Origin of the sequence: Paraburkholderia sp. BL10I2N1 (assembly GCF_004361815.1) — a bacterium.
Taxonomy (GTDB): Bacteria; Pseudomonadota; Gammaproteobacteria; order Burkholderiales; family Burkholderiaceae; genus Paraburkholderia.
Map to the genome: position 1 here is coordinate 1,049,184 of NZ_SNWA01000002.1, position 26,351 is coordinate 1,075,534.

The window sequence follows — 26,351 nt, forward strand, 5'->3', positions numbered from 1 at the left end:
TGTTCAGCCAACGCTTCTCTGCGAATCGCGTGGTTTCAAAAGGAAGCTGTGTCGCTCGTCATTCCTATACTCGGTCCAGACCGGGAACCACTTTCCCCGCGCCCAAACTGTTGCACCTTGAAACAGGAGGACGCCGTGTCCGATGCGATCGACAATGCGTTTATTGGCGTCCGGAGGTAAGCTCATGCCCAATGTCATCTACCAGGGAAACGGCAACACGGGCGGATCGGTCCCCGTCGACAACACCAACTACGCGCCTGGCGCCCCCTTTACCGTTGCGTCGCCCGGCAGCCTGAGCCTGGGAAGCAGCCCTTTCTTCTACTGGAAAGACGGGGCCGGGAATATCTTCCCCCCCGGCCCCAACACGTTCCCGAACCAGAACACCAATCTGACGCTTTTCGCCACCTGGGGCGTGACGACGGGCCTCACCACCGGCGGCGTCACGACGCACTTCAACTTCTTCTACGATCCGAGCCTCGGCGGGGCGGGAGGCGTCGAGCCTGCGCGCATCAATCAGCTGCTCGCGGCCGGCGCGGGCGGCAAGCCGGTCATCGAAAACGATTTCGATTGGCTGCAGGCGCAGTTCGCTGGCGTCGACATGACCAAGGCCCGAAGCTTTCCAATCCCGGTCCAGGTGACCGCCGTCGTCGAAAACGGTTACAGCGCGAGCTGGGGCTGGCCATTGGTCATGAACGCGGGAACCAACCCCGCGACGCTTTTGCGCTCGATGTTCATCACCGAAGTGTCTGAAGTTTTCATGCAGGCGCAGCACAAAGGTTGGGGCTACTCCAACGGCGTCGGCGACGAGGAGAGCTGCGGCGAAGCGCTCTCGCTGTTTCTGGCCGTGCAGTTCCAACTTTCACAAGGGCTGGGCACGACCTGGTTTATGAACGGCACGCCATCGACCTGGCTCAACACCTCGCTGGCGGCAAGCAACCCAGCCTCGACGGAATTTGATTCGACCGGCCAGTTCGGAGGACCGTCGACGGGCACGCACTACGGTTCGCGACAGGACTATGTCGGCAGCGTCAAGCCGTGGGCCGGCAACGGTCCGGCGACCGGCTGCTGCATGGCGTTCCTCTATTATCTGTTTCACCAGCTCCAGTTCACCTCGATCCCGCAGATCATTGCCGCTGCGCCGGGCGTCGATTCCAGCAACAACGTGATCGGCGGCTCTTGCCTGAAGGGCGTTTACAACAGTCTGACGGGTGACAGTTCCGACCCGTTTCCCTATTTCGCGAGTCTGCTCGCCGTCGCCTATCCGCCCGATCAGGTCGCAAACATTTCGGGGCCGAACGTTGACGATCCCTGGCCGCTCGGCGGCCTTAGCTTCGTCGGCGCCAAGAACGTCTGGGGCAAGGACGAGATCACCGACGTCATCGGCAAGGGCGGGACCTATCCGGACGGCTTCCTGCTCGCCCTCGACGGCTTCAGCCTCAACGTGCTGGGCGCGACGACGCCGTCGGTTCCCACTGTCGCGTTCCAGGGCGTGACGACGGGTCTGTCGACGACGCTGCCGAACATCTTCCATCAGAGCGACAACGGCAACGTTCCCCAGCAGATCCTGTTCGCCTACGATGTGTTGTTCGCCAATCCGCTTGGCGCCTTTCCCGCGACGGGCGAGACGCCGGCGGCGGTCAATTCCGGGATCACCGTGCTCGGCAAAGGAATTCCGGCGACGACGGAGTTCTTCTTCACGGCCGGCGCGGCGCCCTATTTCACCAATGTCGTGCCCTCCGATCCCGCCAATCCGACCCAGCTCAACGTGCCCTGGCTCAGCGAGGATCTCCGGGTGTTCACGGCGACGCCGGGCGCATCGCTCGCCGCGCAGACCCCCGTGCCGGGCGGGCCGCAGTTCGTCGAGAACACGTCCGCCGGCGGCTTCGACACAGCAGGTGCCTATAAATATATCAAGGCACTGCTGATCTATCTCAACCAGAATTTCGGCAAGGAGGGATCGAATGATCCGTTCGCGCCCGCCAGCGGGGTGATCCCGCAGCAGGACGGCCAGCTCGACGCCGATTCCTCGGTGACGCCGTTTACGAACGTCAACGGCGTCACGTACAACAACTACAGCTTCGCCGTCGCCCGAGTGCGCCTGAAGGGGATCGCTGGGACAACGAGCGCGGCGAACGTGAAAGTGTTCTTCCGCTTGTGGGGAACCCAGACCGCCGACACCGGGTGGGATCCGGTCGCCACCTATCCGAGCCAGAAGGACGGCGGCGGCAATCCAATCTGGCCGAAGGCCCCTGCCGACGACCACACCATTCCCTTCTTCGCAACTAGCCAGCAGCCCAATTTCAGCGACCCCAACGATCCCGAATACAGGACAGGCGGCAGCACAGGCACTGGCGCGAACAATCAGACCATCGCCATTGCGACCGGCGATACGCAATGGGCCTATTTCGGCAGCTATCTCGACGTCAACGATCCCGGCAACGTCGTCAACAGCACGCCGATCTGGCAGGCGTTTCCGGGAACGCATCATTGTCTCGTCGCGGAGATCGCCTTTGCGGGCACGCCGATCGAAATCGTCAACGGCGTGACGCCGACGCCGGAAGGCAGCGGGTTGCTCGCGCAGCGCAACCTGCAGGTGACCACCTCGGACAATCCCGGCCCCGCTTCCGCGCACCGGGTTCCCCAAACCTTCGCGGTCAAGCCAAGCGCGCCGCCGCCGTCTACGGGAGCGCTCGCGGGACGGCCCGACGAGCTGTTGATCTTCTGGGGCGACACGCCGGTGGGCTCGACGGCGCAGATCTACTGGCCGGGCGTCTCGGCGGACGAGGTAATCGCGCTCGCCGACTGGATGTACGGCGTGCATCCGCTGCGCGCCGCCGACCCGCATACGATCGAGCTCAAAACGGCGAAGGGCGTCACCTTCGTGCCGATCCCCGTGGGCGCGGCGGCGGTCTATGCGGGACTGTTCAGCATCGATCTGCCGCTGACGGTCAGGACGGGACAGGAATTCAACGTCGTGGTGCGGCGCGTGAACAAAAGGCTGCGCCCCGCCGCGCCACCGCCTCCGCCGCCCGGGCCGCAGATCGCGGCTTCCGGCAAAGCCAGGGGCGGTGAGCGTCACGCGCACGCGCCGGCGCCCGCTCAGGCGGTTGCGGCGCCTCAAGTCTGGGAGCGCTACATTGTCGGGTCTTTCCAGGTAAAGATTCCCGTCTCCACCGGCGCGGCCATGCGGCCGGCCGAGGAAACGACGCTGGCGATCCTGAAGGCGCGGCTCGAGGGCTGGCCGAAGGCGAGCCCGTGGTATCCCGTGCTGCTGCGCTATGTCGACCTCATTGCGGGGCGCCTGCAGGGCATCGGCGGCGATCCCGGCGCCATCCCGCCCTCCCTCGGCGGCTACAGGCCGGGGCGACCTGTCTGCGAGCCGGGGGAGCGGCGCGAGGCGTTCACGGGCAAAGTGGCGAGCGTTGTCTACGACCGCTTCGGCGACTTCTGCGGTTTCGCATTGGACACGGAGGATGGCCCCCGACGTTTCGCCGCGCGTGAGCCGGAAATCGAAAGGGTCGTGAACCGCGCCTGGGCAGAGCGCATTCTGACGAGCGTATTCGTCGAGAAGCACGCGCCGCACCGTCCCGAGGAGATCGTGCTGCACAGCCCGCCACCGCCGTTCATCCATTGAGCCCGAGGTGGAGGTCCTCTTTGGGGCCGTCTCTTGAGTCGATAGCCCCATCGTTGGACCGGGTTCTGCCACTTTCGGCCGTTCGACGGGGGCGCCGCCAGGACACTCAATTGGCTGTTCCACTCGGGAACCGGACGCCGGGATAAGCGGCGGTGGACGACGAACATAGGATCCCGCCGGTCACGGTGTTCCGAACCGCGATTGCGGGACTTTCACTTTCGAGGGTTTGAAGCGGACTTTGCAGCCAACGTAGCGATGTCCAAACATCGGGCATCGCCTTCAGTGCCTTGGTCCGTTATGCCTTCGAAGCAGGGCGATTCGACACCTTGTCGTACCACGCTTGCAGTGCATCGAATTCCGCGGGAACGCTCATCTTCATGCCGCCTGCCGCAAAGTCGATGGTCACCAGCGTTGTGATATCGGCCGCCGAGAACTCGTCGCCTGCCACGAAAGGCACCGTCTTCAGACGTTCGTCGCGTTTCGTCGATGTAGCGCCAGATTGCAAGGACTTCACCGATCGCCGTGCCGTTTTCCAATACAAGTGTCGGAACCTGCCGGCGCGGATTGATTGCAGCATACACATCGGAAAATTGCTCTTTCGCGCCGAGGTCCACTGCTTTCGTCGGAATCTCGATGCCCTTCTCGGCAAGAAAAATTCGAACCCGGCGAGCGTTGGGGGAAGCCTTGGATTCGTAAAGCGTGAGATCGGTATTCATGTACGGGTCCATTTCCATATAAGAAGATTTGAGTCGCCCGCGAAGCAGTGAGCATGCAGGCGAGCATGTCAGTTCGCTTTAACCTGCCGTCTTGCCGCCGTCGACAGTCAGGATCTGACCTGTGATGAACGCGGCGCCATCGGCAGAGAGATAGAGCACCGCCGCGGCGATGTCGTCGGGCTTGCCGATGCGCGCGAGCGGTACCGAGGCGGCGAGCGCTGCCTTGTTTTCGGGCGTGCTGGTGAAGCGGTCCAGCATTCCCGTATCGGTCGGTCCCGGTGCGACGGCGTTGACCCGAACACCCGTCGACGCAACTTCAAGCGCGGCCGATTTCGTGATGCCTTCGACGGCGTGCTTGCTGCCTGCATAGACCGATGCGAACGCAGCGCCTTCGTGACCGTAAGTCGACGAGATGTTGACGATGCTGCCGGCCTTCTGCGCAGTCATCACCCGCAGTTCATGCTTGAGACTCAGCAGCGTTCCGAGGACGTTAGTGTCGAACGTGTCGGCATAACTATCGGCGGTCTGCTCGACGACGGGCCCAGGCCGACCTTCGGTGCCGGCGTTGTTGACGGCCACATCCAGCCGGCCATAGCGCGCGACGGTTTGATCCACCAGGTTGCGGACTTCTTCGTCGCGGCGCACGTCAGCCTGTACGAAGAGCGCTTCGGCGCCGGCTTCGCGAAGTTCGGCTTCAAGCGCGGCGCCTTCGGCTACACGGCGGCCCGATACGACGAGCCGCGCGCCTGAACGGGCGAACGCAAAGGCGGTTGCGCGGCCAATGCCCGTAAGGGCGCCAGTGATGAGAACGACGGGTTGGTTCATTTGAGGCTCCTGTGAGTTGGGTTCACGACACGTTGGTTGTGTCACGCTGCTCGGTGAGCATGACTGAGCTAACTTTAGGCGTCTCTTGCCGCCATGAAAAAGACTTTCCAGGCTGGATGGCATGCCTGCCAGGCATGTCTTGCGGACGAAGGCCCGGCGCGTTTTTCAGCACATCGGGCACGCCGCGAGAAGCACGCATGCGTAGCGATGGTGTGGGCAACTGCTCGTTCAGACAGCTTGCCCGCCGCGGTCGCTGCGAGATGTTCCGAACGCTCCCGAGCCTGCTGCGGTCATCACGCACGCTACGACTATCGCGATTGCGCCATAGGTGACGGCATCGCGCAGTCCGACGCGGGACGCCGCAATGCCGAGCGCAAGAGCGGTGATCGCCTGCATCGCGTAGCCTGCGAAATAGAGAGTCGATAGCGACAAGGCCCTGTGCCGATGATCGATGCGATCGCTGACCAGCGCGAGGCCGCCCATGAAGAGCAGCGCGTACCCAATGCCCGCCGCGATGACGGAGACGATCAGGAGCGGCAACGAATGAACGCGCGCGGCGAGTGCGAGCAACAGCATCGATACGGCTGCGGTGCTACCGCCTGCACGAATTGCGGCGAGAGCAGGCAGACGCTTGAAGAGAAGACTGGTCACGCCCCAGACGATCGCAAACGACGCAATCACCGCGCCATTGATCAGCATGTTTTGCGAGCGTATGAGATCACGTGCGATCTGCGCGCCCAGCGAGAGCATCACGGTGCCGACGACGAACGCGGTCATCACGGAGGGCGCGGCGCGCAGCAAGATCGCGCGCATCTCGCTTGGCAGACGCGCAGCGCGCGGACCAGGATCCGTCGACGCAAACTGCGCGCCGCGCGGCAGATACAGCCAGCACACGACGAACAGAACGACAAGCAACAGCAGCAGCACCTCGAAAGTGCGGTGCGCCGGATCGGACGCGTACTCGATCAGTGCGCCGCCGACGATCGCGGCAGCGGCAAGCCCTGAAGCTTGCGCAGTGGAGTTGATTGCGCTCGCAAACGCGCGGTCGCCTGCGGGCGTGTCATCGAGCACCGCCGCCGAGGCCGGACCTGCCGCCAGCCCGACGCCCAGTCCCGTGAAAAGCCGCCCGACGAACAGCGCGCCGACGCTCCCGGCCACTGCGAACGCAGTTACGCCGACAATCGATGCCGCTCGACCGAGCAGCACGGTCGAGCGTCGCCCGATCGCGTCGGACATGCCGCCGAGCGCCAACAGCGTGAGCGCGACGACGACAGGGTACTCGGCGAAGATCGCGGAGATCGTCGCGTTGCTCGCGTGCCAGGCGCGCGCATACCAGGCGTAGCTCATTGCGGGCGCCGCGCTCGTCCACAACGTCTGAACCATCACGCACGCCTCGATCCAGAAGGCGGCACGCGAGCGTGAGCGCATCAGAGCTGTGATCCGCCGTCGACGCGCAACGTATCGCCGGTTACCCAGCGCGCGTCGTCGGAGGCGAGGAACACGGCGGCGCCCGCGATATCGTCAGGCTGCGCGACGCGTTTGAGCGCCTGCATGCCCAGCGTGAAATCGCGGCCCGCGTCCGTCTTCGCGAAGTTCGACATGTCCGTTTCGACGACGCCCGGCGCGATCGCGTTGACGCGGATGCCACGCTCGCCGAGCGCGGACGCAAAGTGGCGCACGAGTGTGTCGACGGCGCCTTTGGTCGCTCGGTACGCAGACAGATTGTTCACGGACGCGCGTGCCGCGAGCGACGACAGCAACACGACGCTGCTGCCGTCGCCTAGCACGGGCAGCAATTGCTGCACGAGGAAGAACGGCGCGCGTACATTGACGGCGAACTGGTTGTCGAAGTCCTCGACCGTCGTTTCTTCGATCGGCGCGGCCTTCGAGATGCCCGCGTTCGCGACGAGAATATCGAGCCGCTCGCCTGTCAGCGAGCGCACGCGCTTCGCCAGTTCATGCTGCCCGTGCGCGTCGCGCAGATCGGCGGCGACCTTGTCGGCCTGCCCGCCTGCTGCGCGGATTGTCGCGACGACCGAGTCGGCGGCCTGCTCGGCGTTGCTGTAGTGGACCAGCACGCGCGCGCCCGCTTTGGCGAGCGCGATAGCCGTGGCGCGGCCGATGCCACGGGATGCGCCCGTCACGAGCGCGGTTTTGCCTGTCAGGTTGGTCATGATGAAATTCCGTTTGATGTCGTATGAGAGGGTGTTACGCCTGAGGCGCGTCCGCTTCCAGGAGGAACTGATCGACGTGCGCGACGAAGCGCTCCGGGTACTGGTACAGCGAGCCGTGATTGGCATCCGGATAGAGGATCAGTTGCGCGTTGGGAATGTGCTGCTGCAAGTGCCACGAATTGATCGCGTAGATGATCACGTCGTTGTCGCCGTTGACGACGAGCGTCGGCTGCTTCAGCGCGTCGAGGTAGTCATACGGGTTCTCGCGCGGCGCGCCCCACTTCGTGAGCGCGGCAAGTTGCGCGGGCGCGACCGTATCGTCGGCTTCGGGATCGCGGTTTTCGGCGCGCAGACGGAACCGTTCGACAAAACCACGGCCCGCCGCCTGGCTCGCTTCCGAGGGCGCGAAGTGCACACGCAACCACAGGTCGTCGGGATGCGCATACGAAGCGCCGAATATCTCTTGTGCTTCCGGTGTGAGCGTCGCCATGCCTTCGCCGCTGCGCGGGCCCGTGCCGACGAGAATGACGCGGCGCACCAGCTGAGGCTTCGCGATCGCGAGTTCCTGTGCGATCAGTCCGCCCATCGAAAAGCCGAGGACGTCGACCTGCTTGAGCCCGAGCGCTTCGATGAACGCGGCGGCATTGGCGGCCATCTCTTCGATCGACTCCGGTACGGTGCCCGAGCTACTCGAAATGCCGGCGTTGTTGAACAGGATCACTTCGCGGTTTTGCGCGAGACCGTCGGTGACGGCAGGGTCCCAGTGATCCATCGTGCCCGTGAAGTGGATGTTCATCACGAGCGGCACGCCGCCGGGATTGCCGAAGCGGCGATACGCGAAGCGGATGCCATTGGCTTCGACGAACTGGGTCGGCGCAGTCTGGTGGGTATGGTGGGTCATGGCAGTTTTGTCCTTTCAGAAACGATTGAAGGTCATGCGGCGCGGTATAGCTGAAACGCATGAGGCGGCCAGGTCTTGCTGAGTCGGCACGACCCGTCTTCGCTTCACGCAACGCCGTCCTGAGAGGTAATGTAGGCGCGTCGAACCGCGAGGAAAAAGACTTTATAGGCTGTGCGGCATGCCTGAGAGGCATGGCCCCGAGGCATGCCTCACGACGCCGTCCGGCCGCCGTTCACGCGCAGCACTTCGCCCGTCATGAAGCTGGCCGACGCCACGTACACGATCGCTTGGGCGATTTCCTCGGGCGTGCCGGCGCGTTTGAGCGGCACGGTGTCGAGAAACGCGGCCTTGCGCTCGGACGTCTGCGTAAGCCTGTCGAGCATCACGACGCTGGCCTTCGAGCGCGCGAAGACGAGAGCGGTCGCGCGACCGATGCTGCTCAATGCGCCCGTGACGAGCACCACTGGCTGTTCGTTCATGTCGGTTCCTTATGCGTGTTCTTCGATCGAATCGACACGGTCGGCATAGAACGCGAGGTGATCGCGGATCGGCTCGACGGCGGCATAGGGCGACTCGTAAGTCCAGATCGCATTGACAGCGCGCTCGCCACCCGACGGGATCGAGAAGTACGCGGCATCGCCTTTGTAGGGGCAGTACGTCGAATGGCCGGTGCGTTCGAGCAGCGCCATGTCGACATCTTTTCTCGGGATGTAGAACACGCGCGGATAGTGCGCTTCAAGCAATGTCAGCGCGTCGCGCGTGTCGGCGATCGCGCGGCCTGCGACCTTGACCACGACGCGCGAAGGACTGCGCTCGATCGTGATCGGATGATCGGAGCCGGGAATCTTCACGGTTTTCGCCGTGTTCGGCGCGTTGCTGGTGGACATGATTTGACTCCTTGAATCAGGCAGCTTCATGTGTCGACGGTTCGACGGAAGCATCGCTGCGCGCGTCGTCGTAGACGGAAAAGTCGGTATAGGCGCGTTCGTCGCCGCCCCAAAAAGCGTCGCGCCGATACGGCGTGAGTGGCAGGTTGCGGCGCAGGCGCTCTGGCAAATCCGGGTTCGACGAAAACCAGCGGCCGAATGCGACGAGATCGGCATCGCCGCTTTGCAAAATCTGCTCTGCGCCTGCGCGATCGAAACCGCCGGCAGCGATGATCGGCCCGTCGAACACCTTGCGCAGGAACGACGACGCAACGGGTGCCTGGCCTTCGTCAAGCGTTTCCGTCCCCATCACGCGCGGTTCGATGACATGCAGATACGCGAGGCCATATCCGTTCAGCCGCGCGGCGAAATGGCCGAAGGTCGCTTCGGGATTGCTGTCGGAGATTGCGCCCCAGCGGCCGCTCGGCGATACGCGCACACCCACGCGATCCGCGCCCCACACGGACGCGAACGCATCCACCAGTTCCAGCGAGAAGCGCGCGCGCTTTTTGAGCGTGCCGCCATAAGCGTCCGTGCGTTTGTTCGTGCCGTCCTGCAGGAACGTATCGGCGAGATAGCCGTTCGCGTTGTGCAGTTCGACGCCGTCGAAACCCGCTGCTTTCGCGCGCTCCGCCGCGCGACGGAACGACTCGACGATGGCCGGGATTTCGCCGATCTCCAGTTCGCGATGCGGCGAGTTCGGCACCCAGCCGTTCTGCGTGAACACGGTGGTTTCGTACGGCACGACAGAGGGCGCAATGGGCGCGTTGCCCCAGCTCAGATCGACGTGCGACTGACGGCCGTCGTGCGCGATCTGCATGAAGATGTGCGCGCCTTTCGCGTGAACGGCGTCGGTGATCTCCTTCCACGCCTCGACGTGCTCGTCTGTGTAGATGCCCGGCGCGCCGAGATAGCCACGGCTGTCGTACGAAGGATGCGCGCGTTCGGTGATCAGCATGCCGCGTTGCGATGCGCGCTGCCGGTAGTACTCGACCATCATCGCGCTCGGGCTGTCGTCGGGATTGGAGCGCAGGCGCGTCATCGGTGCGTGTACGACGCGATGTGACAGCTGCAGGCGTCCTGCCGTCGTCGGCGAGAGCAATTTGAGATTTGTGTCAGTCATTCTCGATACCTTATCGATTGGCATGGAGCGAATCCGTTACGGTTGTCGCGTGATGGCTCAGAGCTTCGATCCGCCGTCGACGCGCAGCGTGTCGCCCGTGATCCAGTTCGCCCTGTCGGAAGCAAGAAAGGTCACCGCGCCGGCGATGTCCTCAGGCTGCGCGACGCGCTTCAAGGCCTGCAGGTTCAGCGCGTAATCGCGGCCTTCGTCGGTTGTGACGAAGCTCGACATGTCGGTCGCGACGACGCCGGGCGCGACGCCATTCACGCGCACGCCGCGCTCGCCGAGCGCGGAGGCGAAATGGCTCACGAGCGTATCGACTGCGCCTTTGGTCGCTGCGTACGCGGCCAGTTCGCCAACCGACGCGCGCGCCGCCAGCGACGAAAGCAGCACGACGCTGCTGCCTTTGCACAGCATCGGCAGAAGCTGCTGGACGAGGAAGTATGGCGCGCGCACGTTGACGGCAAAGAGGTCGTCGAAGTCTTCAACGGTCGTATCTTCGATGCTCGCAGCGGTGGCGATGCCCGCATTCGCGACGAGCACATCCAGCCGTCCGCCGACGACGGCACGCACGCGTCGGGCGAGCGTAAGCGGGCCGTCGGCGGTGCTTAGATCCGCGACGATTTTCTGTGCGTGGCCACCGCTTGCGATGATGTCGGCGACGGCCGAATCGGCGGCCGCTTCGTTGCTGCTGTAGTGCACGAGCACCTGCGCGCCGGCGTGGCCGAGGGCGAGCGCGATGGCGCGGCCGATGCCGCGAGATGCGCCCGTGACGAGCGCGGTTTTTCCTGCGAGGTCATTCATGGCGAAGCTCCGTAGGGTTGATCGACGAGCCGTTCAGCGATAGCAGGCAGCTACGACTGCGAAGCTGTGCTGCCGGCTTTCGTGGTGCTCGATGTGACTGCTGGCACCGAATCTAGCCTTTGCTTGCGTAACGGAAAAAGACTTTGTAGGCTTGCTGGCATGCCTTGGAAGCATGGCGCGGAAAGCGGGCGAACCTACGGGGCAAAACAGGAGAAAGCATGGAGCTACGTCATCTGCGCTATTTCATTGCCGTCGCGGAAACGGGCAGCCTCACCGTCGCCGCCGAGCAGCGGCTGCATACGTCGCAGCCATCGCTGAGCCGGCAGATCCGCGATCTCGAGGACGAAGTTCGCGCGGAACTGTTCAGCCGCAGTGCGCGCGGCGTCGAGTTGACTGCGTCCGGCAAGGCGTTTCTCGACCATGCGCGGCTTGCGCTCGCGCAGGTCGACGCCGCGATCGAAGCGGCGCGCCGTGCGGCGCGTCCCGCGAAGCAGATCTTCGCACTCGGCTTTCTGACGGGCCAGGAAATGACCTGGCTGCCCCGGGCGATGCAGGTGTTGCGCGACGAGTTGCCGAAGATCGACGTGACGGTGTCGAGCGGCTATTCGCCCGATCTCGCCGACGCCGTGGCGCGCGGCAAGCTCGACCTTGCGTTCGTGCGCACCGAGCCGGGGCTGGATCTCGACTACCGCGTCGTCTATCGCGAGAAACTTGTCGTGCTGATGCCGAGCGATCATCGGCTGACGGCGAAGCAAGCCATTCACCCGTCAGACCTGCAAGGCGAGACGTTTGTGATGGCGTCGAACAAGGCGCGCGTACTGCACGATGTAGTCGCGCGCTATCTGCACGAGAACGGGCTCGACCCGAAGCCCGAGCATGGAGTCGACAATCTTGCGATGGCCATGTCGCTCGTCGCTTCGACGCGCGGGCTGTCGCTGATGCCGGAGTACGCGAACAATCTGCTGCCGTGGTCGGTGGTGAGCCGGCCGCTGGAAGGCGAGGCGCCGACCATCGATCTCGCGATCGGCTACAGTCGCTCAAATGCATCGCCCGTGCTGAAGATGTTTCTGTCGAGAGCGGATGAGCTGATCGCCACCAACTGAGTGAGGGAGAATCGCGATGGACCGCCTCGCAGCGATCGAAATCTTCATCCGTGTCGTCGATACCGGTTCGTTTTCGGCTGCGGCTCGACATCTGGATATCGGCCAGCCTCACTGTGCAATGTATCCATTCGCAACAAGCGCGGGAACGGGCGGAACGGGATAGGGCTCATTCCAGAACGGGATAGGTGCGAAGAACGTGTTGGCCATTTTCCGCCGTTCGCCATACCAGCGCCGACGCGCCCAATTGGCTGCTCCGCCTCGGGAACCGGTCGTTCGACTTAAGCGGAGGTTCCTCCCTATGGGTGCAAGCTGCCGTCCAGACTACTTGCGAGAAAGCTGGCCGCCGCCTCATCGCCTCGGTCCAAGACTGCCAATACGAACCTGGCGCGACATGCCAAAGGTGGGGCTTGTATACTCGGAGCTTTCTAGCGAGGCAAACCGTTCCTTCTTTCAATGGCTGATGCTGTCGAGTATCAACAAGCCCCCGATGTGCCGGGTCTCGTGCTCAGCGCAGCCCGCTTTTCGAAGTTCAGCTTCGAGCAGCACTTTCACCTCGATTATCACATCGGCATGGCAAGCAATATTCATCATCCGATGGCAACGGTCACGCTTCTGCCTGACTGATTGGTTCTGACAGGCGGTCGCTGCTCACCACGACCCGAATGGCGCGTGTCCGGCGACACGGCATACACAGTTGGCTTGTATCTGTATCCGTGGGTGTCGAGTTCTTCCAGTGGCCTGCAGCGATGAGACAACTGTTCGCGTCGCTGTAGAAGCGGATAGTGCCGGCGCCGGGAACGTGCTCATCCGCTCACCAGGTCACTCGGCGCCTATGGTCGTCACAGGCATCCACCTCGCGCCTTTAACCTGATAGAGCGTTGAGGTCGGGTGTTTCAAGTCTCCGTACGAATCGAACACGATCTTCCCCGTGATGCCGTCGTACTGGGTTGTTCGCAGCGCAGGCATAAACACCTCGGGCTTTGCCGAATTCGCCTGTTTCATCGCGTTGATAGCCAACCAGGCACAGTCGTACGCGAATGGTGCATAAGTCAAGGTGTCTGCGCCAAATCTCTTCTTGAATTTTTCCGCAAATGCTTTTCCCTGAGGGAGCGACTCGACAGGCCGTCCGTATTCCCACGCCATTGCGCCTTCGGCGGCATCCCCTGCGACACTGATGAAGATGCTATCGGCGATGCCACCGCTTGCTGACGAGGTTGGGCGATGCCTGCCACCATTCGAATCACTATGGCATCCCTGTTGCCGAGGCGGCCGTGACGGGTGTGATATCGGGGCTGCTGACCCTGGTTGCATCATATCTATTCGAAGACCACACCCGACGCATTTCTGTTGCGCCTTGGAGGCAGGGCGCAACCCGTTACGCTTCAGACGTTTCCTTAGAAGCGGGTGCGCAGTCCCACGGTACCGACCACCTGGTTGCCCGTCGACGACGCGCCACCCGCGGTATTAATGAAGGCGACATAGTTCTGGCCGATGGCGCGCTGATACATGCCTTCGGCGTACACGTCCGTGCGCTTCGAAAACGCGTAGACGGCCTGCACATTGACCTGATTGAACTTCGGATCCGTGGCGAACGGAGTCTTGCCCGCAACAGTCGCACCTGACAGATGGCCATCGGTGTACGTGTCCGCGATGCCGAGCGTGACCGCCGGTGTCAGCGTGTATTTGAAGTTCAGTTCATAGTTGTCGAAGCGCTGCGAACCGTTGTTCAGGTTGAACGAGTTCGTGCCCTGGAAATGGCTGTTCGTATACACGAAGCCGATCAGCGCCGGGCCGAAGGCATAGTTCAGGCCCGCACCGATCACGCGCTGAACGTCCGCCCCGACCAGGAAGCCGCCCGTACCGTTCGCAGTAGATTCCAGCACGTCAACTGCGCCGCCGGTGTTCGTGGCGCTGTTCGAGCCGTTGATCTGCAGGTAGCCGGCGGCCACGTTGAACGGGCCATAGTTGAAGCTCGCGCCGGCGCTGTAGGCACGGTTGACTGCAAACTGGGTGCTGTTCGAGAACGCGTAGAGGCCGCCGAACTTCAGGCCTGAGTAGTTGTTGCTCGTGTACTTGACCGCGTTGCTCATCCGCAGCGAGTGGTTCAGGTTGTCGTTGTCGAACGGGTGCGCAAAGCCGGTGTCGCCGAACGTCCCAGCCGTGGCGGACAGCGGCGCGACGAAGTCGACCAGCGAATCATACTGGCGGCCCAGCGTCACCGTACCGAACTCGTTGCTGCTCAGGCCCACATAGGCCTGGCGACCAAACAGGCGGCTGTGCTGGCCGAGGTTGCCGTTCTGCACGTTGAAACCGTTTTCCAGCACGAAGATGGCCTTCAGACCGCCACCGAGGTCCTCGGCGCCGCGCAGACCGAACCGGCTGCCGTTGATGTTGCCGCTCGTTGCCTGGAACAGCGCACCGTGCGAGGTGCCCTTGACGACGTTGTTCGTGTACATCAGACCGGCATCAATCAAGCCATAAAGCGTGACCGAGCTCTGCGCATGGACGGCCGATGCGGCGAGTGCACCGGAGACGGCGACGGCGATAGAGATCTTTTTCATTAACAACTCCAGTGCGTTGTAATGCAAATGGGGGAAAAATAGTGTCGCGAGTATAGAAGCAGAAATCTGACGATCTCGTGTCCGCGACGACACAATGTCTATTTCTTCCCGTTCACAAATTTGCAATAGTTCCGGCTCGATGCGAGTGACAAAGCGCTGCGGTGTTGACCCCCAATTTTTGAGCGGGGGCTTACGCGTTGCATTCAAGCAACGACGTCGCATCGCGTTGAACTGGCCACCGTCGATGCGTCAAACGCCCCGCCTATGCATCTCGCTCGTGGCGGGATCAGTGCCACCGCGCTCCAGAATGGACGCTCTGCCCACGTCGCCGGCGTCAGACGTACCTGGAGACCGCCGACGATGCCAGCACGTTTCGGAAACAACTTCACTCACTTGAGCGTGCAGGCCTGCTCGAACTCAAGCCACGGTCCGCGCGGAAAGAGTCACGAGTCGTCTCCGTATCGAAGATTGCAAAGGAAATTCGACTTGATATGTCCTTCCGGGAAAAACTCCTGGTCGCTGCCCTCGTCGCTCTTGCCTGCTCCAAAGAACGCCTCGTCGACCTTGGCGTTGTCGAATCCCGACATCGGACCGCAACCGAGTCCCAGTGCCCGCGCGGCCAGGATCAGATAAGTGCCCTGCAAGCTCGAGTTGCGCTTTGCCGTCGTCTCGACGAGTTCGGGTGAATGCGCGAAGTGGTCAAGCATGCCGGGGTTATGCGGAAACAGCACAGGCAGCTTCTCGTAGAAATTGAGGTCATATGCAATGATGGCGGTGACCGGGGCGCTCATGACCTTGTCGACATTGCCGGGGGCGAGCGCCGGTCTCAGCCGGGCCTTTCCTTCGTACGCAGGAACACTACGCGCATCGGGTTGCAGTTGGCGCTCGTCGGGGCCCGCCTCGGCAGGTCGTAAAGCTGGCGCAGAGTTTTCGTGCGAGACAGGTCCTTCCAGCCATCCGTTGTAGGTGCGCGCCTCGCGAAACAGAAGATCGAGGCCGGCATCGCTCAGTGGATTCTTCATAAAGCCCTGTCATTCCCGAAAACTCGAAGTTGGTGATTCTGTCCGCCCATCCGGGCGAACGCCGAGAAGAAGTCGTAGGTGAAGATGAACTGAGGATGGCCGCCACTCGCCACCGCAGCCACATTGGCGTTTGACGCTGCCGCCAGTACATGTTCCCGGACGGTGTACAGCGCGTTCGGTCCATGGATGCCAAGGCCAGTCCGCATCGGAAACCTGCCTGATAGCCTATGAGCACAGTTCGGCCCTGGCTGACGTTGACGTGCCGGCCACTGAGAGACAGATCATAGGCGCTTTGTCGCCATTCGCGCCGTCGTAGCCGCGAATGTCAGGTACCGTTGCCAGTGAACGAGTACTTGCGAGCCCCATGTTCAGGTCGAAACTATGCGCACGTGCCATCAGGTTGACGGCGGCGGCCTAGATTCGGTGGGGATTCAGGTCGGCACCGTCTGCACATAGTTACAGCGTGCTCAGGAACCGCATGAGTGAGTCTGGCGCGCGGAACCGACGCATGGTGGTCTCGGGCGGTTCCAGTCGTGCAAGTGCTTTCTCTTTCATTGCGAGGTCAGCCTCGACGTAACGGTGAGTGGTGGTAGTGCTCTCGTGACCAAGCCAAAGCGCGATGACGTTAAACGGCACGCCCGACTGCAGCAGATGCATTGCCACGGTGTGGCGAACCGTGTGAGGCGAAACGTGCTTCTTCAGCAGGCTGGGCTCCTGAGCGGATGCCCGGGCGACAGCGAGTGCCAGACGCTGCGCGACGTTAGACCTGGACATCGCCTGCCCGTCACGATTGGGCAGTAAGGCGGCCCCGTCACGGAGTCCGGGATTCAGACGTAGCCATGCGCGAATTTCTTGCCCCGTGGTCTTCCACAACGGCACCGATCGCTGCTTGCGACCCTTGCCGCGTAAATGGACGCAGGCAGCACTGTCGAGGACGACATCGCTCACACGCACGCCGATGATTTCCGACACCCGTGCGCCTGTGTTGTAAAGCAACGCCAGCAGCAAGTGGTCGCGTTGCGAGGTCCAGGTCGCACCTGTTTGCCTCAGCACCGCAACCATCTCCTCTCGCGTCAGGAACTGCGCTCGTGCTCCAGATGGTCCAGGAACGCCAGAATTATCTCTGGCTGGATGTCGGTCAGCCGTAAGGTGGTCGGCGCCTTACCCAGCTTGCGACTGGCAAAGTCCAGGAACAGCATCAGCGCATCGCGGTAGCAGGCCACCGTACGCGGACTGACCGCACGCTGGGCAACAAGATATTCGGTGAAGAACGTCTGGACCAGCGCTGCAAACGACGGTGATTTCGGTGCGGCGGCATTACGCATCTGGAGCCTCCGTCTGTAAACTGAATGACGCAAAGCGCTGTGCAGCCAACGACATCAGCTCGGGCACTGCCGAGAGGTACCAGTAGGTGTTGGTAACCATGGCGTGTCCGACGTAGGTCGATAGCGACAACATCGACTGATCGATGTCGATGCCCTGTGCTTGCCACAGCACGATGCGGCGCACGATGAAGGTGTGCCTCAGGTCGTGGATGCGCGGGGCATGGTGAGTACCGCGATTGCGCCAGCCCAATTGCTTGCGCAGGGCCGCGAAGACGCGTTCCACGTGGTGCGTGTTCAGTGGCAATCCACGTCGTTGCCCACGCGTGCCGACGAAGAACGGAGCATCGTCCTGCGCTGACGCACCGGCGAGATCGCGCATCCAGCGATAGCGACGCAACGCTTCAACTGTGCTCGGGTGCATGGGTACCTGACGAGACTTGGCGAACTTGGTCCGCTCGACGGTGAGCATGCCGCGTCTCAGATCAACATCGTAGTTGCGCAGAGCCAGCGCTTCCGAGATCCGTAGGCCAGTACTGGCAAGCAGACCGAACAGCGTTTCGTAGACGACGCCCCGCAAGCCTGGAGCCGGTCCCAGTCGCCGCGCGGCGGCCAGCAAATCAACGATCTCGCGTTCGTTGTAGATGTGTGGAGCCTGCCGTTCCGGCAGCCGACCGAAGATCGCCTCGTCGGGCACTTCGGTGCGTGGCTCGAACTGCTGCAGCCAACGCGTGAAGGAGCGCAACCGCTTCAGCCGGCGCGCCCACGTGCGCGGATCTTCGCTGGCGTGGCTATCGCGTCGAGCCCAGTCGGTCATGACTTCCTCGTTCAATGCTCCGCGGTGATCGACGGCCTGTACATGACGCGCGAAGCTGCGTAGGGCATAGCCTTCACTGCGCAAGGCGAAGCCCAATCGGCGACGCTCAGTCAGATAGTGCTCAACGAATCGTTGCAGGGAGGTGCTGGTGCTCATGCTGCGCTCCCCGGCCACGGCAAGGCCACCTCGACAAGCTTCCGGCTGTCGAGTTTGGCGTAAATCAACGTGGTATTCAGGGAGCGGTGGCGCAGAACATCGGCCACCTCCTTGAGGGAGGAGCCGCTTGCCAATAGACGATTGGCCATCGTGTGTCGCAGCAGGTGCGATCGCGTGTAGGGCAAGCCCGCGCGCGCAAAGGTCTGACGGATGGCCTTGCGGACGCAGTCGGGGCCGACGGGCTGATCGCGTGGTGCCACGTGGCGGACGAAGACCGCGCGGTTACATGTCTTCGGACGTTCGTACTTCAGGTACGCCGCGATGGCCTTGCCGGTCGTTGCCGGCAAGGGCAGTACATCATCGCGGCGGCCCTTGGTATGACGCAGCGTGAGCGTTCCGGCGCGCCAGTCAATGTCTTCGAGGCTGAGCCGGGCAATCTCACCACTGCGAAGCCCGAGATCCAGGGCGCAGCGCACGATAGCGTCGGCGCGCCGCAGCGAGCGTCCCGGTTTGCCGAGCGAGGCGACCAGTTGCTCGACTTCCTCGGCGGTCAGTGCCTGCGGAAGTGATGCTAACTGCCAGTTGGCTGGATACGAAAGCGCGCCGATCAGTCCGTGCACCACGTCACCAAGCGACGCGCGATATCGAAAGTACCCGCGCAAGGCTGCGACCACCGTACCGGCGTTCGCCGGCTTGCTGTATAGCCTGGACTGTTTCGCGAAGAAGCGCCGGACATGATCGGGTTTGACTGCCGTGATGTCGATGGCGCCGTCGCCGAAGCGCGAAGCCAGCAGTCGCCCCACGATTCGCAAACCCGTGCTCCGGGTCTTGGGCGCCAGACCACGCACATGGCCCATGTACTCGTCGTAACGGAGCAGTTCCTCATCAACCGGAGTTCTGTGCAACCTCGGCGGGTTCACAGCACCTTGGGCGCGCAACACAATCAGCAGATGGCCCAAGGCAGCGCTCAGATTGCGTCGATCGCGCTGAACCGGACCTGTGCACCTGCATCGAGGAAGATGATCGTCGAGGAACTCCGCAACAACAGCCTCATCAATCTGCGCAACGCGCAGACGGTGACCGTGCAGCCATTGACCAAAGTGGGCACGCTGCCCAAGCAGTTGGTGAACGTGGTCGTAGCGTGGCCGCGCTCGGTCAGGTACCGCTTGAATGCATCAATGTGCGGAGCAAGCGGTCCGTTGGCGAGCCAGTCGAAACCGGTGAGTTGAAGCGATCGGGTGTTCGCCATGGCAGTCTCCTAAGCCGGACGAGCCGGAACCAAACAGGTAGTACGATGCGTAGCCATATAGCCAGCCGATGCCGAAGTGAACCATGAAGGCCGATCTGATTGAGCGTTACGCGGCGAATCTGTACGGCGTGCTGTCGTGCTTTGACCGAATCCTGATCACGGGCACGCTGCCCGGCGCGTGCTACGCAGCGGGCATGACGAGTTTTCTGAACGCCAACGGCATTCGCCTATTCGACTACGCCAGGTTCGCCGAACCGCTGCGCGAACGCATCCGTGTGCGCGCGCAAGAGGTCTGCGCTGCCGCCGGCATCGAGATTGAGCACGTCAACAAGAGCCACATCCGCAAGGAAGATCTGGTGGCACGCGTGCTGCAGGGGCGTGGCGATGCACCCGGGCTGGTGCACGTCATCTCGGCGATGGAGGCCTGCCCGAGCTACAAGCCGTGGCACGACAAGAGCAGCGGCAAGACCTACCTGCGCCCCGAGACGGGCAAGTGTCTGCACTACTACTTCTACTTCATCGATGACGAACTCGGGCTGTGCTACCTCAGGGTCCCGACCTGGGCACCGTTCGGCTTGCAGTTCTACTGCAATGGCCACGGCGCCGTGGCCCGTGCGCTCAAGCGCGAGGGCATCGGGTTCGTGCAGGCCGACAACGCCTTTTTGCGCATTGCCGATATGGACCGTGCACAGGCCATCGCCGACGCGCTGAGCCCCGATATGCTGCATGAGCGACTGGACCGCTACGCGCAGTGGCTGTGCCCGGTGCTCGACGTGTTCGGCCAGACCTACCACTGGAGCCTGCGGCAGGCCGAGTATTCCACTGACCTGATGTTCCGCAGCCAACAGACGCTGGTGCCGCTGTACGACGTGCTGTCGCGTCAGGCGGTGCTGGCCGCGCACGCCGGGAAAGTAGCCGGCTTCCTGGGCAAGAAGGTCACGCCGCAATTGGCGCAGGAGATCGGCTCGCGGCTGTCCACCCGCATCGAGGGACGCTGCATCAAGCACCATATGGGCGTTGCCAGCGTCAAGGTTTACGACAAGTTCTCCCATGTGTTGCGGATAGAAACCACCATCAACGACGTGAGCTTCTTCAAACACCACCGCAAGGTGGAACACAGGAATGGCCAAAGCACCTACGAACTCGCAGCGTTGAGGAAAACCATCTACAGCCTGTTCGACCTGCGCGAGATCATGCTGGGCTGCAACCAGCGCTACCTCGCGTTTTTGTCGAGTCTGGATGACCCCAGCGCAGGTGAGCGCGACCTTCAACGTTTGAGCCAGTCCCGCGTGGGCAGTAATGAGCGCAGGGTCAAAGGACTCAACTTCTTCAACGGCGGCGAGCAAGCACTGCTGCGTGCCTTGCAGCGCGGCGAGTTCAACGTGCATGGCCTGCGCCGTGCCGATCTGGCCAGGCATGTGGACATGAGCGCCCCGGTGCTGTCCCGACAGCTCTCGCGACTGCGCACACTCGGCTTGATCAAGAAGGTGGCCCATACCTACCGCTACTACCTCACGCGTCTGGGCCGCGCCGCCATCGCTGCTGCCTGTTCTCTCACCCGTTTCAACATCGTTCCAATTCTGGCCGCAGCACACTGAAGTCTTCTCACAAATCGCGAAGACTTAACTTTTTAGGGGTCTTCGCGGAAAAGTGTGATGGTTTTTCATGATGAAAATGTCGGAGAGCCAATCTGGGCAAGGGTTTGCGCGTCTTGATGGCCTCTCGAAATCGGGCATGATTTCGCGATGGCTACTTCACGCAAACTCAAGCGTCTTTCCGACGCATACCGGTTCGACGGGTTCCGTCCTTGCGAAGCGCTGCGCGGTGTCTTCGGTGATCGCATGGCACGCGTCGTCACGCTGTTTCGGCGCTCAAAAAAACGGCCTGCAAGGGATGTGGTCGGCGGTGCTCGATCCACGATCGCAGGGTGCGTCGCGTTCGAGATCTGCCGAACGGCGATGTACGGATTTACCTGGAACTCGAAGCTCGTCGGGTCCGCTGTCGATGCGATGGCAGCGTGAAAGGCGAACGACTGAGCTTTCTGGCGGACAACCCTCACTACACGAAGCGCTTCGCGTGGTACGTCGGTCGCCGCTGTCGCGACAGCACGATCAAGGACGTGGCTGACGAACTGCAATTGCACTGGCACACGGTCAAGGACCTCGAGATGCAGTACATGCGGGCGCAACTGGAGCGGTTCGGCACGCCCGGGCCGAAGGTCATCGGCATCGACGAGATTTCGATTGGCAAGGGACAGACGTACCGCATTGTTGTGAGCGACCTGATACGGGGCCGTGCAATCTGGTTTGGTGGCGAAGATCGAAAGGAGGCCAGCATGCATCAGTTCTATGACTGGCTGGGCGAGAAAAAAGCCCGCGGCATCCGGCTTGTCGTGATGGACATGTGGCGACCGTTTTACAACGTCGCGCAGGAACGCGTGCCGCATGCGGCCATCCTGTACGACAAATTCCACGTCATAAAGCAGCTCAACGAAGCCCTGGATGAAGTGCGCAAGAGCGAATACGCTCGCCTGCAAGGCGAGCAGCGGCGCTACATCAAAGGCCAGAAGTACGTTCTGCTCAGTCATCGCGAGAACCTGTCGATGGAAGGCAGGAACTCGTTGAAGACGCTGCTCGCAGCGAACCGACGTCTGAATACCGCGTACCTGCTCAAGGAGTCGTTCGGGCAGTTGTGGGACTACGAGCGCGAAGGCTGGGCACGTCGCTTCTTCGAGAACTGGAAATCCAGCTTGAAGTGGCAGCGTTTGAAGCCCTACGAGAAGTTTGCCGCGATGGTCGAGCGTCATTGGGACGGGATTGCTTCCTATTGCAAGCCAGAAAACAAGGTGCCGCTCGGATTCGTTGAGGGACTCAACAACAAGGTTCGGGTTATCCAGCGACGCGCGTACGGATTGCGAGATGAGGAATATCTGCGCCTGAAGATCCTCACTTGCATGCTGCCTCGAATCTGAAAAATGGCGATTTTTCATCACACCTTTCCGCGAAGATCCCTTTTTAGTTACTAAGGACCGGACGCGCTGGTCCCACACCAGCTATCGACCCATCGTTTCCTGCTCTGTCTCCTTCTCGATCTCCCCAGGTGGAACGGACTTCGGCGGTACCACTTCGAACTGTGGTTGCGCAACTCCTGCTCTATTGCGCCCGCGCAAGTGATACGCCAGCTCGGTCGCGGCCTTCAGGCGTGTCTTTTCAGGCGCGCCCCCGAGGCGATGCACATCGTGCGTCACGAAACCGGAATCGTGGCTGGGTATCGCAAACCAGTCCGGATGCTCAAACGACGCGCGAATGTCGTCAAGCCCCGTCTGCCAGTGCTCTCCCATCGTGTCGACGCTGAATTCGAAATCCTTGTAATGCCCCTCGTAAGCCTTGTTCTTGTAGATAAGGTGCACAACATTGACCGCACTACCATCTGCAACTTCCCGTGCCTCCTGGATAAGCGGATGCTGCTCGTCCACCCCCTGCGGTACGTGTCTGAGCAACTCTTTGATGAGTTGTGCATGACGCTGCTTCGACCCGAGCATCGCGGTGATAGCGCGGGTCCGGCTGGAATACTGGATGTCCTTGGTGCGCGCGGACACGTCCATCAGGTCGCCGGGCAGCCCGCCGCCTGCGCTCCAGAGGTCAACCTGGAAGACCAGAGTGTCCCTGTGGTGCGGGTCGCCTATAACCTCGGTCAATGGGGTGTTCGACACCAGGCCACCGTCCCAGTAGTATTCGCCGTCAATCTCGACGGCAGGAAAGCCAGGCGGGAGCGCACCCGAGGCCATGAAGTGCTCGGGCGCAAGGCGCATCTGCGTGTTGTCGAAGTAGACGAGGTTACCCGTGCGCACGTTGACTGCGCCGACGGAGACGCGAATATCCCCGTCGTTGATGCGCTCGAAATCGGCAAATTCCAGAAGGGTAGCGCGAAGCGCAGCGGTATCGTAGAAGCTCACCTCTTTGGGCGAGCGCTTGCCCAAGCCAGGGATGGGCACCGAAAGGCGCGGCGAGAAAAAGCCCCGCTGCCCTTCGGCGAGTGCGCGCCCTGCCGCCAGGAAGCTCGACCACTTGCGCGACAGTTCGTACATGCCCATTGCGCGGGGCAGCCATGCACCCATGTGCGTGAGCATGTCCGCCGGCTGGCAGATGGTGTTCCAGAAACCGCGCAATGCCTCGGTACGTTTGCCCGGGGCGTTGCCCGCGATGATGGCGGTGTTAAGCGCACCGATGGAGATGCCGGAAATCCACCCTGGATGAATGCCAGCTTCCTCGAGGCCTTCGTAGACGCCGGCCTGATAGGAGCCCAGCGCACCGCCACCCTGTAGCACGAGGGCGACTTCGGCATAGGCCGGAAGCTTGAAAGGCTTGCGAAGCGAGTCTGATGTGTCTTGATTTTGGCGCATTGGGCGACTCCTTAGTGCATCGACCAGCCGCGGCTGACGACAATGGACGCGACCTTATCTTTTACGGACATGCTTTCACCTTAATCTGTCAGAGGGTGCTTACCGATTTGCGGCAAGCCTGAGCGCCGGCGCCTCGGCGAGGTAGTCGAAGACCACTTCCCCGATGTCGAGTGTGAGATTCGCGATGACTTGCCGGGCCGATGATTTTTCGCACCGGCAAGTCCGCGACGGGGGCCAGGGCGTGTGGGCGCAACTCAAGCGCAGCCGGACCGCCCCGCGCGCCGAGCACAGTGACGTCCCGCAGGAAGAAACGCACGAGCTCGCAAACACGGGCCGAACCGTCAACGTGTGGAATGACCTTCAGCAGGTAGTTCGGTGTATCTGCCAGCTTTTTTCGTTCGACTTCGAGGTCAAGCGGCTCGTACTTGTAGCCCATCGTGCCGGTGGCAATGCGCTGGGTACCGTAGTCGACCGTGCCCAGCAGCGTGTCGTTGCCGTCAACGTGCAGTCTCGGGCTCGCCAGTTTCTTGGGAAAGCCCCAGATCTCGCGACCACCAGCAATCGGGCCTTCGTCATCGAGGTACATCGCATGCGTGTAGCTGCCTGTCGCTCCGGTTTCATCTTTCACCGAGATAACCCGGCCGCTCTCGGTGTAGTCGCCGAAGCCCGACGAATCCGGCATGCGGATGAATTCGTAGTGCACGATGGGGCTTGCGACTGTCAGTGGTTCCGGGACCACCGCGCGCAACGCGTCCACGGCAGTCTCATACGAAATGATGAAATATTCGCGATTGAGGAAGCGAAACGGCGGCCGGGGGTACGAAGGATTGTGGACGGGCATCGCAAAAGCATCTTTACGGATTTGATCGATCTTCAACTATCTCTCCAGTAGTGACGTCAGGTGACGTCTCGTCTTTAAAGTCCGGGCATGCGTGCCAGCGGTACTCTGCTGCACAGTGGCCACAGCGTGTCGGAATCGAACGCTCAGCCGTTGAATTCGCCCGGGCTTTTTAGTGGATGAATGAAAGGCGTGGCAATGCGCGTGTCGGCTTACCTGGCCACGGGCATCGCGAATTCCGCGCCTTTGGCGATGCTGTCGGGCCAGCGCTCCATGACGCTCTTGTAGCGCGTGTAAAAGCGCACAGCTTCCTCGCCGTATGCGTGATGGTCGCCGAACAGCGATCGCTTCCAGCCCCCGAACGAATGCCACGCCGACGGCACCGGGCTCGGCACGTTGATGCCCACCATACCCACCTGAATCTGCCGGGAGAATGCGCGCGCCGCGCCGCCGTCGGATGTGAAAAGCGATACGCAGTTCCCCAGTTCGTGCGCGTTGACGAGTGCGATCGCACTCGCGAGATCAGGCATGCGCACAACCGACAGGACCGGCCCGAAAATCTCTTCCCGATAGATGCTCATATCCGGCGTCACGTCGTCAAAGAGCGAGCCGCCGAGAAAGAAGCCCTCTTCGTGGCCGGGCACGGTATGAGCGCGACCATCGACGACCAGCCTGGCACCTGCCGCGACGCCCGCATCGATATAGCCCAGCACCCTGGTGCGATGCGCGGCGCTGATGAGCGGCCCCATGTCCAGATCGGGCTCCATGCCGCCGCCGATCCTGAGCGAGTGCACGCGCGGCGCGAGACGCCCGATCAGCTCATCGGCAACATTCCCTACCGCCACCACGACGGAGGTCGCCATGCAGCGCTCGCCGGCCGAGCCATACGCCGAGTTGATCACCGCATCGACCGTCTGGTCGAGATTGGCGTCGGGCATGACGACGAGATGGTTCTTCGCACTGCCCAGCGCCTGCACGCGCTTGCCGCGCTTTGCGCTTTCACTGTAGATGTATTCGGCAACCGGCGTCGAGGCCACAGCAGATACCGCCGCCACATCGGGGTGCTGCATCAGCGCATCGACCACGGCCTTGCTGCCATGCACGACATTGAACACACCTTTGGGAAAGCCCGCCTCGATGAACAGTTCGGCAAGCCGGATCGATGCTGACGGCGTGCGCTCCGAGGGCTTGAGTATGAAGGTGTTGCCGGTCGCGGCCGCCATCACGAACATCCAGCACGGCACCACCATCGGGAAATTGAACGGCGTGACGCCCACGGCCACACCCACTGGCTGACGTAGATTCCAGGCGTCCATGCCGCCGACGATCTGATCGGTGAAATCGGTCTTGAGCAGGTTCGGAATGCCGCAAGCGAATTCGACGATTTCGATACCGCGCACCACCTCGCCCTTTGCATCCTCGAACAGCTTGCCGTGGTCGCGCGTAATGAGCTCGGCGAGTTCATCTGAATGCGCTTCAAGCAGCTCCTTGAACCTGAACATCAAACGAGCGCGCTTCAGCGGCGCGGTTTCGCTCCAGGTCAGGAACGCGGCTTTCGCAGCGGCGACGGCGGCGTCGACTTCAGCGGCGTTGGCGACCGGCACGCGGGCCGTCACCCGGCCTTGCGCCGGATCGAAGACGTTGGCGAACTGCCCGCTTGCGCCAGGGGCGCGTTGACCGTCGATGAAATGACTCAGCTCGCGCACGCGCTCGCCGACTTGATTTGCTTCGCTCATACTTCTCTCCTGGAGGGGATGCGGGTGCTGCCGCAGCGCTGT

At 62.2% G+C, this 26,351-nt stretch carries 22 protein-coding genes and 5 pseudogenes; 7 read left to right on the plus strand and 20 right to left on the minus strand.

Going from position 1 to position 26,351, the window contains the following annotated elements:
- The first annotated feature begins 184 nt into the window (after window positions 1-184).
- A complete protein-coding gene (locus B0G77_RS26745) occupies window positions 185-3,634 on the plus strand; it encodes a hypothetical protein (RefSeq protein ID WP_208116498.1) in 3,450 nt (1,149 codons plus the stop codon).
- A gap of 295 nt (window positions 3,635-3,929) precedes the next feature.
- Here the strand turns inward: B0G77_RS26745 and B0G77_RS26750 are convergent, their stop codons facing one another.
- The 10 genes and pseudogenes from B0G77_RS26750 to B0G77_RS26790 all read right to left on the minus strand — a co-directional run bounded on the left by B0G77_RS26750 (window position 3,930) and on the right by B0G77_RS26790 (window position 11,103).
- The gene (locus B0G77_RS26750; RefSeq protein ID WP_347814207.1) at window positions 3,930-4,217 is read right to left on the minus strand and encodes a glutathione binding-like protein; all 288 of its coding nucleotides are present in this window, start codon (window positions 4,215-4,217) and stop codon (window positions 3,930-3,932) included.
- Window positions 4,165-4,368: pseudogene (locus B0G77_RS44560) on the minus strand (glutathione S-transferase N-terminal domain-containing protein); the annotation flags it as partial. The pseudogene B0G77_RS44560 and the gene B0G77_RS26750, both read right to left, overlap by 53 nt.
- A gap of 60 nt (window positions 4,369-4,428) precedes the next feature.
- Window positions 4,429-5,175, minus strand: coding sequence for a glucose 1-dehydrogenase (locus B0G77_RS26755; RefSeq protein WP_133665023.1), 747 nt, complete (start codon window positions 5,173-5,175; stop codon window positions 4,429-4,431).
- Between the two features lie 228 nt (window positions 5,176-5,403).
- Complete coding sequence (locus tag B0G77_RS26760) at window positions 5,404-6,603, minus strand: MFS transporter (protein WP_133665024.1); 1,200 nt, start codon at window positions 6,601-6,603, stop codon at window positions 5,404-5,406.
- The gene (locus tag B0G77_RS26765; protein WP_133665025.1) at window positions 6,603-7,349 is read right to left on the minus strand and encodes an SDR family oxidoreductase; all 747 of its coding nucleotides are present in this window, start codon (window positions 7,347-7,349) and stop codon (window positions 6,603-6,605) included. Before B0G77_RS26765 ends, B0G77_RS26760 begins: the two co-directional genes overlap by 1 nt.
- 34 nt (window positions 7,350-7,383) lie before the next feature.
- Window positions 7,384-8,250: an alpha/beta hydrolase gene (locus tag B0G77_RS26770; RefSeq protein ID WP_133665026.1), complete on the minus strand. Its 867-nt coding sequence runs from the start codon at window positions 8,248-8,250 to the stop codon at window positions 7,384-7,386.
- Between the two features lie 209 nt (window positions 8,251-8,459).
- Window positions 8,460-8,729 carry an SDR family oxidoreductase gene (locus B0G77_RS26775; RefSeq protein WP_133665027.1) on the minus strand — a complete coding sequence of 90 codons (270 nt, stop codon included), beginning with the start codon at window positions 8,727-8,729 and terminating at the stop codon, window positions 8,460-8,462.
- Between the two features lie 9 nt (window positions 8,730-8,738).
- Complete coding sequence (locus B0G77_RS26780) at window positions 8,739-9,137, minus strand: DUF427 domain-containing protein (RefSeq protein ID WP_133665028.1); 399 nt, start codon at window positions 9,135-9,137, stop codon at window positions 8,739-8,741.
- Between the two features lie 16 nt (window positions 9,138-9,153).
- Entirely contained in the window at window positions 9,154-10,299 is a 1,146-nt protein-coding gene (locus tag B0G77_RS26785; protein ID WP_133665029.1) for an alkene reductase, read from the minus strand.
- Window positions 10,300-10,356: 57 nt separating this feature from the next.
- A complete protein-coding gene (locus B0G77_RS26790) occupies window positions 10,357-11,103 on the minus strand; it encodes an SDR family oxidoreductase (RefSeq protein WP_133665030.1) in 747 nt (248 codons plus the stop codon).
- Window positions 11,104-11,321: 218 nt separating this feature from the next.
- On the opposite strand from B0G77_RS26790, the gene B0G77_RS26795 reads away from it, so the two are divergent.
- From B0G77_RS26795 to B0G77_RS26805, 3 genes and pseudogenes are all read left to right on the plus strand, one after another.
- Window positions 11,322-12,206: a LysR family transcriptional regulator gene (locus tag B0G77_RS26795; protein WP_133665031.1), complete on the plus strand. Its 885-nt coding sequence runs from the start codon at window positions 11,322-11,324 to the stop codon at window positions 12,204-12,206.
- A gap of 16 nt (window positions 12,207-12,222) precedes the next feature.
- Window positions 12,223-12,315: pseudogene (locus B0G77_RS26800) on the plus strand (LysR family transcriptional regulator); the annotation flags it as partial.
- A gap of 344 nt (window positions 12,316-12,659) precedes the next feature.
- Window positions 12,660-12,830 carry a hypothetical protein gene (locus B0G77_RS26805; protein WP_243751222.1) on the plus strand — a complete coding sequence of 57 codons (171 nt, stop codon included), beginning with the start codon at window positions 12,660-12,662 and terminating at the stop codon, window positions 12,828-12,830.
- A gap of 195 nt (window positions 12,831-13,025) precedes the next feature.
- On the opposite strand, the pseudogene B0G77_RS26810 reads toward B0G77_RS26805, so the two are convergent.
- The 7 genes and pseudogenes from B0G77_RS26810 to B0G77_RS44565 form a co-directional block, all read right to left on the minus strand.
- Window positions 13,026-13,409 (minus strand): annotated as a pseudogene (locus B0G77_RS26810) (ABC transporter substrate-binding protein); the annotation flags it as partial.
- 191 nt (window positions 13,410-13,600) lie between these two features.
- A complete protein-coding gene (locus B0G77_RS26815; RefSeq protein ID WP_133665032.1) occupies window positions 13,601-14,767 on the minus strand; it encodes a porin in 1,167 nt (388 codons plus the stop codon).
- A gap of 443 nt (window positions 14,768-15,210) precedes the next feature.
- The gene (locus B0G77_RS26820; protein ID WP_133665033.1) at window positions 15,211-15,789 is read right to left on the minus strand and encodes a malonic semialdehyde reductase; all 579 of its coding nucleotides are present in this window, start codon (window positions 15,787-15,789) and stop codon (window positions 15,211-15,213) included.
- Between the two features lie 456 nt (window positions 15,790-16,245).
- A pseudogene (locus B0G77_RS26830) lies at window positions 16,246-17,114 on the minus strand (tyrosine-type recombinase/integrase).
- On the minus strand, window positions 17,107-18,084 hold the full coding sequence (locus B0G77_RS26835) for a tyrosine-type recombinase/integrase (RefSeq protein ID WP_133665034.1): 978 nt from the start codon (window positions 18,082-18,084) through the stop codon (window positions 17,107-17,109). The pseudogene B0G77_RS26830 and the gene B0G77_RS26835 overlap by 8 nt, the downstream one beginning before the upstream one ends.
- Window positions 18,081-19,043, minus strand: a complete 963-nt coding sequence (locus B0G77_RS26840; protein WP_243751223.1) for a site-specific integrase — start codon at window positions 19,041-19,043, stop codon at window positions 18,081-18,083. Before B0G77_RS26840 ends, B0G77_RS26835 begins: the two co-directional genes overlap by 4 nt.
- Before the next feature lie 8 nt (window positions 19,044-19,051).
- Window positions 19,052-19,333 carry a hypothetical protein gene (locus B0G77_RS44565; protein WP_243751224.1) on the minus strand — a complete coding sequence of 94 codons (282 nt, stop codon included), beginning with the start codon at window positions 19,331-19,333 and terminating at the stop codon, window positions 19,052-19,054.
- A gap of 83 nt (window positions 19,334-19,416) precedes the next feature.
- On the opposite strand from B0G77_RS44565, the gene B0G77_RS26845 reads away from it, so the two are divergent.
- From B0G77_RS26845 to B0G77_RS26855, 3 genes are all read left to right on the plus strand, one after another.
- Complete coding sequence (locus B0G77_RS26845) at window positions 19,417-20,931, plus strand: winged helix-turn-helix domain-containing protein (RefSeq protein ID WP_133664341.1); 1,515 nt, start codon at window positions 19,417-19,419, stop codon at window positions 20,929-20,931.
- A 147-nt stretch (window positions 20,932-21,078) separates the two neighbouring features.
- Window positions 21,079-21,354 (plus strand): hypothetical protein, encoded by a 276-nt coding sequence (locus B0G77_RS26850; RefSeq protein ID WP_133662905.1) that lies wholly within the window; start codon window positions 21,079-21,081, stop codon window positions 21,352-21,354.
- Entirely contained in the window at window positions 21,261-22,304 is a 1,044-nt protein-coding gene (locus B0G77_RS26855; protein ID WP_243751184.1) for an ISL3 family transposase, read from the plus strand. The genes B0G77_RS26850 and B0G77_RS26855 overlap by 94 nt, the downstream gene beginning before the upstream one ends.
- 81 nt (window positions 22,305-22,385) lie before the next feature.
- On the opposite strand, the gene B0G77_RS26860 is transcribed toward B0G77_RS26855, so the two are convergent.
- The 3 genes and pseudogenes from B0G77_RS26860 to B0G77_RS26870 form a co-directional block, all read right to left on the minus strand.
- Window positions 22,386-23,735, minus strand: a complete 1,350-nt coding sequence (locus B0G77_RS26860) for a patatin-like phospholipase family protein (RefSeq protein WP_133665035.1) — start codon at window positions 23,733-23,735, stop codon at window positions 22,386-22,388.
- A gap of 99 nt (window positions 23,736-23,834) precedes the next feature.
- Window positions 23,835-24,612, minus strand: a pseudogene (locus B0G77_RS26865) (acetoacetate decarboxylase).
- 173 nt (window positions 24,613-24,785) lie between these two features.
- Complete coding sequence (locus tag B0G77_RS26870; protein ID WP_133665036.1) at window positions 24,786-26,309, minus strand: CoA-acylating methylmalonate-semialdehyde dehydrogenase; 1,524 nt, start codon at window positions 26,307-26,309, stop codon at window positions 24,786-24,788.
- Window positions 26,310-26,351 lie beyond the last annotated feature (42 nt).